The organism is Pantoea anthophila (assembly GCF_006494375.1).
GTDB classification, from domain to species: Bacteria; Pseudomonadota; Gammaproteobacteria; order Enterobacterales; family Enterobacteriaceae; genus Pantoea; species Pantoea anthophila.
Genome location: NZ_VHIZ01000027.1, coordinates 1 through 13,135, shown reverse-complemented (window position 1 = coordinate 13,135; position 13,135 = coordinate 1). Strand labels below are relative to the sequence as shown.

14 protein-coding genes and 1 tRNA gene are annotated in these 13,135 nt (G+C 50.0%); 10 read left to right on the top strand and 5 right to left on the bottom strand.

Annotated features, from left to right (window positions below; genetic code table 11):
• Positions 1-25: 25 nt before the first annotated feature.
• The 3 genes from FJW00_RS05025 to FJW00_RS05015 form a co-directional block, all read right to left on the bottom strand.
• On the bottom strand, positions 26-694 hold the full coding sequence (locus tag FJW00_RS05025; protein WP_140923198.1) for a MarC family NAAT transporter: 669 nt from the start codon (positions 692-694) through the stop codon (positions 26-28).
• Positions 695-709: 15 nt separating this feature from the next.
• Positions 710-1,345 carry a hypothetical protein gene (locus tag FJW00_RS05020; protein ID WP_046101128.1) on the bottom strand — a complete coding sequence of 212 codons (636 nt, stop codon included), beginning with the start codon at positions 1,343-1,345 and terminating at the stop codon, positions 710-712.
• Positions 1,346-1,476: 131 nt separating this feature from the next.
• Positions 1,477-1,986, bottom strand: a complete 510-nt coding sequence (locus tag FJW00_RS05015; RefSeq protein ID WP_140923197.1) for a YjjA family protein — start codon at positions 1,984-1,986, stop codon at positions 1,477-1,479.
• A 533-nt stretch (positions 1,987-2,519) separates the two neighbouring features.
• On the opposite strand from FJW00_RS05015, the gene FJW00_RS05010 reads away from it, so the two are divergent.
• Both FJW00_RS05010 and FJW00_RS05005 read left to right on the top strand, forming a co-directional pair.
• Positions 2,520-2,921 (top strand): DUF2382 domain-containing protein, encoded by a 402-nt coding sequence (locus FJW00_RS05010; RefSeq protein ID WP_033736634.1) that lies wholly within the window; start codon positions 2,520-2,522, stop codon positions 2,919-2,921.
• Positions 2,922-2,937: 16 nt separating this feature from the next.
• The gene (locus FJW00_RS05005) at positions 2,938-3,936 is read left to right on the top strand and encodes a YsnF/AvaK domain-containing protein (RefSeq protein ID WP_140923196.1); all 999 of its coding nucleotides are present in this window, start codon (positions 2,938-2,940) and stop codon (positions 3,934-3,936) included.
• Between the two features lie 118 nt (positions 3,937-4,054).
• Here the strand turns inward: FJW00_RS05005 and FJW00_RS05000 are convergent, their stop codons facing one another.
• Both FJW00_RS05000 and FJW00_RS04995 read right to left on the bottom strand, forming a co-directional pair.
• On the bottom strand, positions 4,055-4,720 hold the full coding sequence (locus tag FJW00_RS05000; protein WP_140923195.1) for a class I SAM-dependent methyltransferase: 666 nt from the start codon (positions 4,718-4,720) through the stop codon (positions 4,055-4,057).
• On the bottom strand, positions 4,717-5,730 hold the full coding sequence (locus FJW00_RS04995) for an HNH endonuclease family protein (RefSeq protein WP_140923194.1): 1,014 nt from the start codon (positions 5,728-5,730) through the stop codon (positions 4,717-4,719). The genes FJW00_RS05000 and FJW00_RS04995 overlap by 4 nt, the downstream gene beginning before the upstream one ends.
• 265 nt (positions 5,731-5,995) lie before the next feature.
• Here FJW00_RS04995 and FJW00_RS04990 point away from each other — a divergent pair, with 265 nt between their 5' ends.
• The 8 genes from FJW00_RS04990 to FJW00_RS04955 form a co-directional block, all read left to right on the top strand.
• On the top strand, positions 5,996-7,024 hold the full coding sequence (locus tag FJW00_RS04990) for a DUF1176 domain-containing protein (protein WP_140923193.1): 1,029 nt from the start codon (positions 5,996-5,998) through the stop codon (positions 7,022-7,024).
• Positions 7,025-7,035: 11 nt separating this feature from the next.
• Positions 7,036-8,067 carry a DUF1176 domain-containing protein gene (locus FJW00_RS04985; RefSeq protein ID WP_140923247.1) on the top strand — a complete coding sequence of 344 codons (1,032 nt, stop codon included), beginning with the start codon at positions 7,036-7,038 and terminating at the stop codon, positions 8,065-8,067.
• 209 nt (positions 8,068-8,276) lie between these two features.
• Positions 8,277-8,358 (top strand) — tRNA-Leu (locus FJW00_RS04980).
• 530 nt (positions 8,359-8,888) lie between these two features.
• The gene (locus FJW00_RS04975) at positions 8,889-9,680 is read left to right on the top strand and encodes a hypothetical protein (protein ID WP_140923192.1); all 792 of its coding nucleotides are present in this window, start codon (positions 8,889-8,891) and stop codon (positions 9,678-9,680) included.
• Positions 9,681-10,618: 938 nt separating this feature from the next.
• On the top strand, positions 10,619-11,275 hold the full coding sequence (locus FJW00_RS22530; protein ID WP_140923191.1) for a hypothetical protein: 657 nt from the start codon (positions 10,619-10,621) through the stop codon (positions 11,273-11,275).
• A gap of 836 nt (positions 11,276-12,111) precedes the next feature.
• Entirely contained in the window at positions 12,112-12,327 is a 216-nt protein-coding gene (locus FJW00_RS04965) for a hypothetical protein (RefSeq protein ID WP_140923190.1), read from the top strand.
• A 14-nt stretch (positions 12,328-12,341) separates the two neighbouring features.
• On the top strand, positions 12,342-12,542 hold the full coding sequence (locus FJW00_RS04960; protein ID WP_140923189.1) for a hypothetical protein: 201 nt from the start codon (positions 12,342-12,344) through the stop codon (positions 12,540-12,542).
• A partial coding sequence (locus tag FJW00_RS04955; protein WP_444939630.1) for a DUF6945 domain-containing protein occupies positions 12,514-13,135 on the top strand: 622 nt, incomplete at its 3' end. The genes FJW00_RS04960 and FJW00_RS04955, both read left to right, overlap by 29 nt.

The following is a 13,135-nucleotide window of genomic DNA, read 5'->3' as shown; positions in this document are numbered from 1 at the left end:
CGGTCTGGAGAGGGGAACGCCCGTATCAGTGGAAGGTGCGCGCCACTTCCAGCACGCCGTTAATCACAAACTGCACGCCCATGCAGACCAGTAAAAATCCCATCAGGCGCGAGATCGCCTCAATGCCGCTTTTGCCGACCAGCTTCATGATCGCTCCGGAGCTGCGCAGCGAGACCCACAAAATCACACTCACCAGCAGGAAGGTCAGCACCGGCGCGACGCTCAGCACCCAGGCGGGAAAATCGACCCCGCTTTTCACCGTCGAGGCGGAAGAGATGATCATCGCAATGGTTCCCGGCCCGGCCGTGCTCGGCATCGCCAGCGGCACAAAGGCGATGTTCACCGGCTCTTTGGCCTCGTCCAGCTCATCCAGTTTCTGCTTTGCTTCCACCGAATGGCTGGCAGGCTTCGCCGGAAAGAGCATCCGGAAACCGATAAAGGCGACAATGAGTCCACCGGCGATACGCAGGCCGGGAATCGAGATGCCAAAGGTGTTCAGCACCGCATTGCCCGCGTACCACGCCACCAGCATGATGGCGAACACGTAGAGAGACGCCTGGCGCGCCTGACGGTTGCGCTCCTGGAAGTTCATGTCACCCGCCAGCCCTAAAAACAGCGCCACGGTGGTGAGCGGATTCGCCAGCGGCAGCAGCACGACCAGACCCAGGCTTACCGCTTTGATCAGCTCCAGCATGTCAGATCCCCCTGATTAATGTTTCGGGCGCTCCAGCGCTTCCAGCAACTCGGGGAAGAAGTCCTGCAGGATTTCAGGCGTCATCAGTTCGGGATACTGCATCAGGTGTTCGCGGATGCGTTCGTTGACTTCCGGCAGCAGTCGCTGGGCCGCGGCGCTGGCGGTGATTTTATGCTTCTTCATGGCGCGCAGCAGATCGCCCGGCAGGGCGTCTTCGTCGTCGCCGTCATCGACCATCTCCAGCGCGTCCAGCTCATCGAACATCTCCATCAGCGCTTCGGTCTGCGGCGTGCGGGATTCATATTCGCGCGGATGCTCCTCTTCCAGGAAGCGCAGCATGGCGCGCATCGGCGTGCCATCAGGGGAAGCAGGGGGTTCGGCTGCGAACCAACTCAGCAGCTGGTGCATGGTGACCTGGTGAACGCGATAGCCGCTGTCGACCAGCTCATCGGCCAGCAGTTCGGCGGTTTCGTTTTCTATCAGACAGATATGTGTGCGGTTGGGTTCGTACTGATCCAGCCACTGATAGATCTCTTCAATCACGCCATCGTCATACTCGAATTTTTTGCTGAGATAGCTGCCGTCCTGCTGGTGGACGCAGGCCTGGATCTGATCGGGGTCGAAGTAAAGTGCGATGTTGATGCCTTTCATGCGTGCTGTCCTGTAGAAACCAAAACAACACTATAGCGCTCAACCCCAGGTTAAGGGAATGTCAGGCATCACAGCACGGGGGAGTTTCCCGCTCCCCGCTGAACCGCGAGGAGAGGGAGGCAGAGAGGGGATCAGGAGATAAAGTTTTTGCCCTGCTTCAGGACCACGTCGCAGGCTTTGGTTTTGAGTTTCTCACCCATTGGCGAGTTGCTAAGGCTCTGCAGATTGAGCTGCTGACCGTTACCGGTGTTCAGCAGGCCGGCCAGGCCCTGGGTGTAGTCTGTCTGCTGCTGTTGCGCGGCGGGCGTGGTCAGGCCCAGCTTGCTCAGCACCTGATCTTTCACCGACTGCACATTGTTTTTCACCACGTTATGCTCGACGCAGTACTGCATCACGCCGGCCGCGTTCGTCATGCTACTGGCGCTGACCGCTTTGTCGCCGCCGCCCAGCATGCTGGTAATGGAGGAGAGCGACAGCCCGCCATTCTGCTGCGTGGTGCTGGTGGTGTTACTGCTATTCTGCTGGCTGAGCTGCGACGCTGCACTGCTTAGCTGATCCTGCCAGCTTGCTGCTGATGCACTGCCTGCGACCAGAAGCGCGGCCAGTCCCCATCCCCACACACTGCGTTGTGCCTGTTTCATCTCAACCTCGGTATCTGCGTATTCAGTTTTGCTAAGAGAGGCAAAGGCACAGAAAGTTCCTGAACTTTTTTATTTAATTCGACTTTAAGACTCTTCTGTAATCATGGCGCTGAATAATAGAGTAAAGCGCGGCCTGGGTTATTTCCCGGCGCAGCATGATGGCTGTGTAAATAAAGATCTGGCGCTGAAACATTATTTAATATTCTCGCCCGTTATGGCAGGAATATTCCTGGTTGCCGCGAATTTTTGTGGCCTTTTTATCGGCATAAATCCTGACGCCACATACCGAAAGGTAACTGTTTGCCAGTGAAACCAGTTCTTTTCAGGTTTCTGTTTTTACAGGTTTTTCTATTTTTAGCGCAGCGGTAAAAACAGGGTTTTTATTTGATTTGATGTTAATCGAGGGGGCTGAATATAAATTTCATTCGCCGGAAATTTTATTATTCCGGCTTGCGAAATCAGCGAGAGTGTTCATGCTTAATCACTGTGTCAGGCAGTTGTGGCAGATATTTAATCTTAACGGGAGAATCAATATGGCTGGGCAGCCAGAACACAATAACTCTGCAGAGGTCGCGCTTAAACTCGCTGAAGAGAAAATAGCCCTGACGAAGCAAAAGATTGTGGATGGACATGTCCGGGTTACCCGTTCCACAACCGAGCATGACGAGGTCATCAGTACATTGCTTAACCGGGATAAGGTTGAGGTTGAGCATGTAGCAAAAGCACAACCCGTAGAGACGATGCCCGATATCAGGGAAGAAAACGGTGTACTGATTGTCCCGGTAGTTGAAGAAGAAATCCAAATCGTCAGAAAACTGGTGCTTAAAGAGGAAATCCACATCCGAAAAGTGCAGGAACACGTTCCTTTTCAGGAAGTGGTGACCCGACGTGAGCAGCAGGTGAACGTTGAGAGAGATGACGATCAAACCCGCTAACAGAGAGGAACCTATCATGGCACAGGAAAAAATCGTAACACTGTTCGATTCTGCAAATCAGGCAGAGGCCGCGAAAAGAAATCTCGTGAAAGCAGGCTTTTCCGATCGGGACATCAGTCTTATCAGTGGAGAGCGTTTAGAGCAGGAAGGGCAGTCAGTCCGCCATCCGAGCCTCTGGCAGCGCCTGTTTGGCCATACCGTCGATAAAGATCAGGCGGATGTCTATACCCGGGCGATGGATAAAGGCGGCGTGGTTCTGACGCTGCGCACCGAAGAGGAGAAGCTGGCTCGTGCCATGACGATTCTCCATTCACATGACTCGGTGGATGTCCCGTCACGTATGCAGAGCACCCTGGATAACGGCACGACCACGCCGGGCGTAAACCCGACGGCCGGTAAACAGTTTGCCGGTGAGACCAACGACCGTCAGGTTGAGCCGCGACGCACCTCGCTGACCGGTGATGAGAGCGAGGCCGATATTCTGCGTCTGGCCGAAGAGCAGATTGAAGTGGGTAAACGTCTGGTCAGCGAAGGCTCCACCCGTGTACGCCGCTATACGGTGACCGATACCGTCTCTGAAGAGATTTCGCTGCATGAGCAGCACGCTGACATCTTCCGCCGCTCGGTGAATGAACCCGCGCTGGCCGGAGAGGTGGACTGGTCCGAGAAAACCGTCGAAGTGGCGGAGACTCATGAGCAGCCAGTGATCAACAAAACGGCTCATGTGAAAGAAGAAGTGGTGGTGCGAACCGATGGCAGTGACCGCACCGAGACCATCAATGACACGGTGCGTCGTCAGGAAGTGGATATCGACCATGCCCGTGGCGGTCTGGATAGCGAGCTGCCGGGTTCAGCGGCACGAGGCAAACCAGCAACCGCAGGCACGGCCTCACCCGGCGTGCAGAACCGCGACCACAAAGAGAGCCTGACGGAGAAGGTGAGCGAGAAAGCCAGCGAAGTGAAGGATAAGGTTGAAAACAAGCTGCATCATCGTGATTATGACCATTCGCACTGAGGCGCCAACCCTGACAACAGGCGCTGAGGGCAATGCCCGATGCTGAGCATGCACGAAGAAGCCAACCGCAAGGTTGGCTTTTTTGTGGGATTGGAACCTCGCCTGAGAGGCAGAGATGTCAGCTTAACGTTTTCCTGAGAATCGCATTCAGCCAGATCTCATCGCCCCGGCCGGCACGTAAATCACCGGTCTGCCAGAGATGTGCTGTCTCAAGAGCGAACCTGTTCTCCCCGGCACCCGCTTCTGTTGTCTTCAGCGGCTTATTTTCTGCCAGCGTCTGAGCGCCGAGAGCATTAACGCCATCAATCAGCTTCTGCAACCCGGCCACATCCATATCTGTAAATCTGCGGCCGTCCTTTTCCCGCTCGCCGCGACCATATTTGAACGAGAGATACCAGACGCCGTTTGGTTTCAGTGCGATGGCCAGTCTGGTCATGACGCCAGGCAGTTCCGCTTCGGAGATATGCAGCAGTGAGGCGCAGCACCAGATCCCGTCGTAAGTTTCAACCGCATCAACCTCCTGAAAACGCTTCTGCGCCACCGCGTTCCCGGAAAACTGACGGGCCAGCGCAACCAGTTCGGCGGAAGCATCAAAGGCTTCGACGACAAAGCCCATATCATTAAAGGCTCTGACGTCACGCCCTGAACCGCAGCCTGCATCCAGAATGCGTGCGCCGGGCGGCAATTCGCTGATAAAAGGCCGATAAAGTGCCGACATATCTACGTTTGCCGTATCGCGAAAAAAACGCTGAGCGTGCTCCCGGTAATACTCTTCATTGCTCAAAACAGGCTGTCTCCCTGTGCCGCTGGCTGCCACTCATGCAGCAGGGCAAATTTTGCCCTGTTCCAGTTTGTCTGCAGAAAGCTGTGCCGCTGTTGGGGTGTATCGCCGGTCTGACGGATTAACGTTTCCCGCAGTGGCAGGTGGCTGTTAATAAAGTATTCGTTTCGATCGTTCAGGCGCTGCAGCAGCGAGATTGAGGGAATACGTGCAAACTTACCCTGAGCACCGCGATTGCAGGTCTGGCAGGCCAGCACCAGATTCCAGACGCCGTTGAGGTTGCCAATTTCTTCGCTGAGCATCAGCGGCAGGAAGTGATCGACATCAGCCAGGTTCTCCTCACCGCCCGTCACGCCAATCGGCCGGAAGCAATAAAAGCACCGGCCTTTCTGGTAGCCGTTCAGGCTGCTGCGACAGCTGGTAATGGTGACGCGGCGACCACTCTGACGGCTGAAAAGCATCTTGTCGTTATCATCATAATCAACCGCAATCAGGTTACGTGAAACGTTCATCGCCCAGGCTTCTTCAACCAGCCGCCATCTGGCCTCTGTTTCCGCGACCAGACTGGCAAACTGATCATTTTCTGTCAGCTGATAAAAGTTATCCGTCAGCCGGATGCCTTTATGGCTGCGCCGTTCATCCAGAAAGAAACGTTTGTCGATCTCCGCGTGATTCACGTTATGAAAGGCATCAATGACATTCGCAAAGCCGCGCTTCACGGTAATGGCAATCAGCTGATCTTCGGTGATGTCGCCCGCATTGAATTGTCTGCACGCCTCCAGAAACCCGCTACTTTTGCTGGTGATTTGTTTTGGGGCATCGCGCAGGTGAGCACATAAATGACGCGTAAAGGGCACGGCCAGCGCTTCCAGCGTAATCAGATCGCTGTCTGGCTGCTTCAGATCATAGAGCGCATGGGCCAGGGCAAACTTATAGGAGGCGACATTTTTGCCAAAGAGAATAACGCCGCGCCAGTAGTTTTCAAGGCGGGGATCGGCCTGGTAAAAGCGCATGCAGGTTCCTGTTTTGCGAGGCAGCTCGAAAATTCACGTAACAGGATCAGATAACAAACACAGGTAAATGTAAACCGTAAGGGGCGGGATGAGGAGGGCGCGCTTTCAGGGATAAAAAGGCGTTAAAAGGTCATAAAGAGATTATGATAGCCGCTGTTGCCGGGTCCATCCGCAGGGAGGTCCTCTGCTTAGCGGCAGATTGTCATTTCACTCACCTCATATTCAGGGAACAGGAAGCAGCGTGACGGTTATTCAGAAGCGGGTAATGCTAGTGGCAGCGCTTGCCACCCCGGTTATCGCCCAGGAAAGCGGCGTATCTTTTAATCACAAGGCGTGGTCAGTCGCCTGCGATAACACCTTAACCTGCCGTGTCGGCGGGCAAACCACAGAAGAGAATCTGGGCGGCGTGTTGCTGACGCGTGCAGCGGGCGCGGATACCGCCACCGCTGGCGAAATCATGCTGTCGGAGGATGATGAAAATCAGAAGCCGGTAACAGCGCTCACGCTCTGGATCAACGGCCAGCGTGTGGGTGATGCGACGCAGAAAGCGCATCGCTGGTGGTTGTCAGATGCGCAGTCGCTGGCGCTGATTCAGGCTATCAAAGGCCGCGGCACGGTGGAGTTCAGAGGGGATAATGAGACCCTTCAGCTTTCCGGTGATGGCGCCTATGCAGCCCTGCTGAAAGTGGATGACGTGCAGGGCCGCATCAACACGCCGGGTGCCTGGGTGAAAAAAGGCGACAGGCCCGAAAAAAGCGTCGCAAAAGCCGTGGCTGTTCCGGTTATCCAGGCGGCACAGATCAGTCACTCTCAGCCCTCTGTTCTGACGAAAGAAGAGGCGGCAGCGCTCAGGCCGCAGCTGCTTGCCGCATTAACCCAGGATCAGGAATGTGATTATCTGACCGCAGTCGGAGAGAAGGACGTCAACGATCATATTATCAGCGGCGATATTACCGCCACGCCACTGGATGCAACGCACACGTTGCTCTCCACCCAGTGCTGGGGCGCAGCCTATAACCAGGGATACGGCTTCTGGGTCACCGACCCGCAGCGCAAAGCGAAGCCGGTGGCCGTCACCACCGACGCTCAGACCTGGGAAAAGGGGGTAATCACCAATGTTTCGCTGGCAAGCAGTGCCGGCAGCTGCGTGTTTAAAGAAGAGTGGGTCTGGGATGGCAGGGCGTTTCGTCAAAGCCTTGTGGAAATCAACGATGGCTGCTGGTTTCCACGTACCCTCGGTGACAGAGTGATACCCACGCTGATATCAGACGTAAAACATGAGGGAATAAAGTGAACCGTAAACCGATGCTGTTCGTTCTGGCGATGCTCTCCCTGTCGGCTCAGGCCAGCCAGAGCGGCACCACCTTTGAGCACAAAGACTGGGAAGTCGCCTGTGATAATACGCTGACCTGCCGCATTGCGGGTTATGGCAAAGAAGAGGATCCGTCCGGCTCTATCCTGCTCACCCGTGCCGCCGGACCCGGAACAGAGACGGTGGGAGAGGTGACGCTGGGCGACACCGAAGATGACAGCGAACCGGCGGAAAAGCTGACGCTGTGGATCGACGGGAAATCAGCCGGCGATCTGGTGGCGGCTGACGACAACTGGCGCATGTCGGCCAGTCAGACTTCTGAGGTCATCAGCGCCGTCAAAGGCAACGGTAAAGTTGAATTTAAAGGCGGCACAAAGCCTTTCCTGCTTTCCGGCGAAGGCGCCTATGCCGTGCTGATGAAAGCGGACGACGTACAGGGCCGGATCGGCACGCCAGGCGCGCTCACCAGAAAGGGCAATAAGCCGGAGAGCAGCGTGGCTAAGGCTGTGCCCGCACCGGTTATCCAGACAGCAAAAACCGTCAGCGGCGAACCCCGTCTGCTGACCGATGCGGAAATCGACGCGCTGAAAACCCGACTGCTTTCAACCGTCAATCGCAATGACGATGACACGTGCGACAGCCTATACTCACCTGCCGAAAACAGCGATCCGGAGACCGACGGACTCACCCTTACGCCACTGGATGAGACACATGCCTTGCTTTCGGCGCTCTGCTGGCGAGCCGCTTACAACGAAGGCTATGGCTACTGGGTGATCGATAATCAGCTAAAAGGCCAGCCGGTGCTGGTAACCGTGTCCGGATCGGATTACGACAAGGGCGAGATCACCAGCGTGCAGAAAGGCCGGGGCATCGGCGACTGCATGAACCAGGAGAGCTGGGTTTGGGATGGTCAGGCTTTCCGCAAAAGCTATGACGGCGGAACCGGGATGTGCCGCTATATCCATGCGGGCGGCACCTGGGATCTGCCCACGCTGGTAACGGATGTGAAGCCTGTTTCGGGTTAGCGCTTTGGTTACGCCAGGGGGACCATGAGGGCTGGAGGAACCGCTGCAGAGCGGGCGAGGGGAATAATCAGCGTCAGCAAGGCTGCCAACTGATGATCATGAAATCTGAAAAGATGGTTTTTTCAGCAGTTGTACCTTAGCCTGCGGATAAGGGTTGCGGAAACAGGGGGTAACGGTATAATCCCCAACGTTTTCCGCATCCCTTCAGTGCCGAAGTGGCGAAATCGGTAGACGCAGTTGATTCAAAATCAACCATCGAAAGGTGTGCCGGTTCGAGTCCGGCCTTCGGCATTCAGTACCTTGATCAATCTACAAAGCCCGTCATCACTGGCTTTAGCAAAAATTATCGAACTCCTTTGCATGGTAGAAATGATCCAAATCCTCACCAGAAATTGCCGCTGTAGTTAGTAGTGGCAGATCAGGGAATACTATCTCATAGCGGCGTGTAGTTCCAAGCTTCAAACACGTACAGTTTTCAACTTGAAAGCTATGACGCAGCCCACGTCTCTAAACCATCCCAAAATTTTCATTCGTTCCACACTTAGCGCGGTGTTCCGTAATGCCATGTCGTGAGACAGCACAGGGGATAAACAGGCGATAGATGGGAATCCTAACCAGATCGGGAAAGTGTCTGGCTCTGCCACGGTCTCAGCCACCGGATTACAACGGCTACCTGATAAGAGAATGAGTGAAAGCACAACACAGATGACGCCTACGGCGCTGATCGGTTAATACCCCATCACGGCGCTTATGGCATACTATTGCCTGGAAAAAAAATTGCTGTAAAATTATACAATCCGAAATGTATAAGGCATTAAGCTATGCTTGAAATTTGCAAGTTATGTCTTAAGGAAAGTAAGTTACAGGAATCGCACATTATTCCAAAGAGCTACTTCAAGAGATTGAAACAACAGGGAAAGTTAGTGATGGTATGTGACGGCAAGCACAGCCTTGAAGGTAGTCTTGACCCCAAAGAACCTATGCTATGCCGAGAATGCGAACAGTACTTGAACACTACTTTTGAGCAGTATGGAATGGATGTATTAAGGAACCGTAACAAGGTCACTAAAAATCATGACCACATTGTTTTTAGCTCATTTAACTATGATAAATACTACCTTTATTTGTTGAGTATTCTTTGGCGAGCATCAGTAGCTAAACATGCGCACTACAACACTGTGCAAGGTGAGGAAAAACTTGATGATGCTTTGCGGTACTGTATCTATCAAAATAACCCAAGATTCAATAAATTAAGCAGAGTTCGAATAGATGATTTCATAAAAATTTGCTTGTTTAGGATTGTTGATAAAACGGGTTTTTTTAAAGAAGAAACCATTAAGGCTGTGCTTAGCAACATTAGACAAATGCCTGAAGAAAGTATCAATGGGGTAATTTGGTACTTTATCGCAGATGGTTTCCTGATTTTGTATGTGTTTTCACCTGGCAACAGTTATTACGACATGAAAACCAAAAGATTCAAATCTCAGTTAGGTAAGGGCAGTCATCAGAAAGTTTTGAAAATAGAAATTACTGAAACGCCCTTGCTTATTAATGCTTTTGGAAATCTCATTAACGCAGTAGATAATGCTAAGAATCAGTCTCAAAAGACATAGCCGCCTTGCAATCCTGGCTTGCTGGAACCTCAACAGTACGGGTTATGTTATGCCCTTTGTAAATGCATAGGGCAGTTCTCCCATTCTCCACACGCTCAACATCAGTTAACGTTACTTGTAAGGCTAAAGCCTTCGCCGCTGCCAGGCACAGTAAAATCATGGTTATCGTTTTATTCATTTCAAAATTCCCCCCGTCGTGGGCGACTTCATAAAAGCCATACCTCAACTCTATAATTGATTGAAGAAAGTATCCCATCTCAAAGGCTGCTTTGCTGAACGCCGTCGATCCCCCGCCAAATAATTGGTCATAATTTGTACGAAATATCGTAGCCAAATTTCGCCCATAAAATCCCCTAATCACTCAAGATTGCTAATTTACATTGAAAAAAGTGCTCGAAAAACAGCCTTTTTAACATAATAGATGTTATAAGTACTTGACTATTTTAGTCAGGTATTGCTTTTCGCTAACTTGAAGCCCCAGCGAGGGTAGGAAGGCTATTTGATCACACAATAAAGAGACTTAAGAGATGTTAAGGACAACTTTTCTTGTTCAGAATTTTTGTGGCTAATCTGCCACGAACTAACATTTTTTAAGTTTTGAGGCTTTCACCTTAAAATTACTACAAACCCTTATGGGACAGATCCGCCCACCTGGAAAATGATTTCGCAATGAAACTGTATCATCTGTAATCATCTGCATTTCGATTCTCTCAAAAAACAGAAAAAATTTCAGGTTTTGATAGCACCAACATAGCAGAGGAAAGCTCTTGCCAAACAAACTTGAAATTGTTGAATTGTGACAATCATCTACCGATCACCCTGCAAGCCTTGCTGCGTCTGGCTTTGTCAAAGTTAGGCCAACAAATGAAAGTTAACTTTGGGACTAACATATGGCATTCTGGAACCCATCTTAACCACGATAATTAAGGGATAATATTATGGGGTTTTTAGCGGAATTAAGTAGCTTTTTACACAGTATTCCTGAATGGCTGTCCTCATTTATCACAGCGTTAATTGGTGCTGTTATTGGTGGCTGGTTTACATTGAAAGGAGTAGATCGGGAAGCAACAATTACCAGAAAAGAAGCAGAAAGAGATTCTTTAGAACTTCAGTTGTCGGTATTAAAAGGAATCAAAGGTGAGATTTCTACTCTTCTTGTCCTGTATGACAAGCGTATGAAAGTTCACATCGAGAATATACGTCCTGGTAATATGCTGCTTTTAGGATTTCCTATTGGTGATGATAACTTCACGTTCTACGAGCAAAATGCAAAGTTTATTGCCAAGTTGAATGATGAGCCAAGAGATTCAATCATCAACATCTATACATATGCTCGCTCATTAATCCAGTCCTTCAAGGGTAATAATCAACTAATTGTTGAGCATGAGAAAATATTGTTAGGGATGGCTGACAAAAATAATAATGCCGATTACTACCAGCGATTGTATGCTGCAAAGCAAGAAGTAATGATCGATTACGCTCAAGGCATTAAAGCCATTGATGGAGAAGTAAGGGAATCTATTTCTAATGGGTTTGCCAATATTGATCAAGAAATTGTACGATTAGAAGACAAGCTCAAAAACTTGTCACTATGAAATGTGCTGAACGGTAAAACTATAGGCTTACCATAGGTAAAATTTGCCGATGGGGATAGCCCTCAGTTTGAGGGGTATTCTTCTAACAGTAGATGCACCAGTCATAGAGATGGCCCTCAATTTGAGGGGTAATATTATAAACGTCCCTCAGTTTGAGGGGTATCTTGAAGAAATAGCCCTCAGTTTGAGGGAGTAGTTAAATAGATCTATTAAATAGAATATAAGTTAAATAGATCTTTAATAATAATTATAAGATTGTTCTTTCTTTGAACAACAGTTCTTAGAAGTAATATAGATCGTTTGCTCCTGCTCCGTTGTCGCCCACAGGGCATTGATAATTGTGCTACATCGGACGATTGCACGTCCTACCCTGGCACAATGCTATTCCAGCTTTCGATGATCGGTTACACCTTCCATCATCTCAACCTGAGATTTGATGTGCTCCACTGGCTACAGCCAGACACTGGACGCAAGTCCATTGTAGCCAGCACGCTAACGCCTGGCTGATCGGTTAGAAGGGGGCCGCGCCGGATATTCTCCAGAGTTACAGTTAAGCGTAAGTTACAGATAACAAGGCCAAATATAAGCCATTCTCCGGCGTTTTCTAAGGGTAGGTAATACGTTTGCTTACCTGAAGCCTTAGAACGCAGCATAGAGCGTTACAGGTGGGTAGAATTCGATTTACCATTATTTTTGTAAATTAGCTTGCATTCAACCTTAGATCCTGGTAGTCTAAGCGAGCTTAATAAAATAAATTCCTAAACACCTTGACTCCAAGTCTGTATTCATGTACTATAGAGATAGGGAGATTAAATAATTTTAAATACAGGAGGCTCATGGCTCGATATAACCGAATACATTCACCTGATCTTGACTACGTTACACTTCTTCTTTCAGGCGAATACACAAGACAACATCTCCAGTCTCAAGCATCAATCGATCCCGAATCAGCAACTTCTAAGAAAATCCGTGAAGCACTTGCTATACACGCATTAGTTATGGCTGCTGAAAAGCTTGTTGAACTGAGAAAACAACAATCTATTACTACCTAATAGGAGATCTAATAATGGCTTATGAAAATGGTTTACACATCAAACTGAAATCAGAATTACGTAATGCCCTTGTTGAAGAAGCTAACAAACAAGGAATTTCCGCCGTTCGTCTGGCTGCAAAAATCTTAGATGAACATTTCAAATTAACGAACTCTGCAAATGGAGATCAAAATGCACAAATCCCGAATGGAACCGACCGAAGCAACAGACAGTGAAGTTGAAAAAGTAATAGACGGCGATGTTTATTTCTACCGTAGTGAAGAAATAGCCCTATCAGAAGCAACCCGCATAACTAATAAGAAAACTGGCGCAACTGTAAAGCTAACTCCCAATGTAAAAGCAGCTTATAAGGTAATGCGTTACAGGTATAGCTATTTCAGTACAGAGCATCAAGGTTACTTTGATAACCAGGACGATATAGCGGCAGGATGCTCATTAGGTTTAAGTACAATCGAAAGAATCCTACCAGTATTAGCAAGTGCCGGTTTGATTGAAATAGAATCAATCACCCTTGCAAAAGATAAACGTTCTAACAGTTATGTAGTCTACAACATTAACCCTGATGATTTCTTGCTTGAACGCAAAGATAAAAAATTAGGTTGGGTAAACTGTTTAGAATATCCGGTATTCGGCAGCAAGCGCCCACAGGAAGCGCCGAAAGTAGAAGTTCAAGAGACAGAAGCTGTTACAGAAACTTCCCCGCAAGAACCACAGCAGCCAGAAACAAACCCCGCTTTACCTTCTTCTGATGATATTCATACTTCAGCCGATTCTGGCAGCGATGACAGCCAGGACGAACAGCAGACAG

Bases quoted from the DNA above. Each gene is read 5' to 3' on its own strand.
- FJW00_RS05025 (WP_140923198.1), bottom strand. From the start codon at position 694: ATGCTGGAGCTGATCAAAGCGGTAAGCCTGGGTCTGGTCGTGCTGCTG.
- FJW00_RS05020 (WP_046101128.1), bottom strand. From the start codon at position 1,345: ATGAAAGGCATCAACATCGCACTTTACTTCGACCCCGATCAGATCCAG.
- FJW00_RS05015 (WP_140923197.1), bottom strand. From the start codon at position 1,986: ATGAAACAGGCACAACGCAGTGTGTGGGGATGGGGACTGGCCGCGCTT.
- FJW00_RS05010 (WP_033736634.1), top strand. From the start codon at position 2,520: ATGGCTGGGCAGCCAGAACACAATAACTCTGCAGAGGTCGCGCTTAAA.
- FJW00_RS05005 (WP_140923196.1), top strand. From the start codon at position 2,938: ATGGCACAGGAAAAAATCGTAACACTGTTCGATTCTGCAAATCAGGCA.
- FJW00_RS04995 (WP_140923194.1), bottom strand. From the start codon at position 5,730: ATGCGCTTTTACCAGGCCGATCCCCGCCTTGAAAACTACTGGCGCGGC.
- FJW00_RS04990 (WP_140923193.1), top strand. From the start codon at position 5,996: ATGCTAGTGGCAGCGCTTGCCACCCCGGTTATCGCCCAGGAAAGCGGC.
- FJW00_RS04985 (WP_140923247.1), top strand. From the start codon at position 7,036: ATGCTGTTCGTTCTGGCGATGCTCTCCCTGTCGGCTCAGGCCAGCCAG.
- FJW00_RS04975 (WP_140923192.1), top strand. From the start codon at position 8,889: ATGCTTGAAATTTGCAAGTTATGTCTTAAGGAAAGTAAGTTACAGGAA.
- FJW00_RS22530 (WP_140923191.1), top strand. From the start codon at position 10,619: ATGGGGTTTTTAGCGGAATTAAGTAGCTTTTTACACAGTATTCCTGAA.
- FJW00_RS04965 (WP_140923190.1), top strand. From the start codon at position 12,112: ATGGCTCGATATAACCGAATACATTCACCTGATCTTGACTACGTTACA.
- FJW00_RS04960 (WP_140923189.1), top strand. From the start codon at position 12,342: ATGGCTTATGAAAATGGTTTACACATCAAACTGAAATCAGAATTACGT.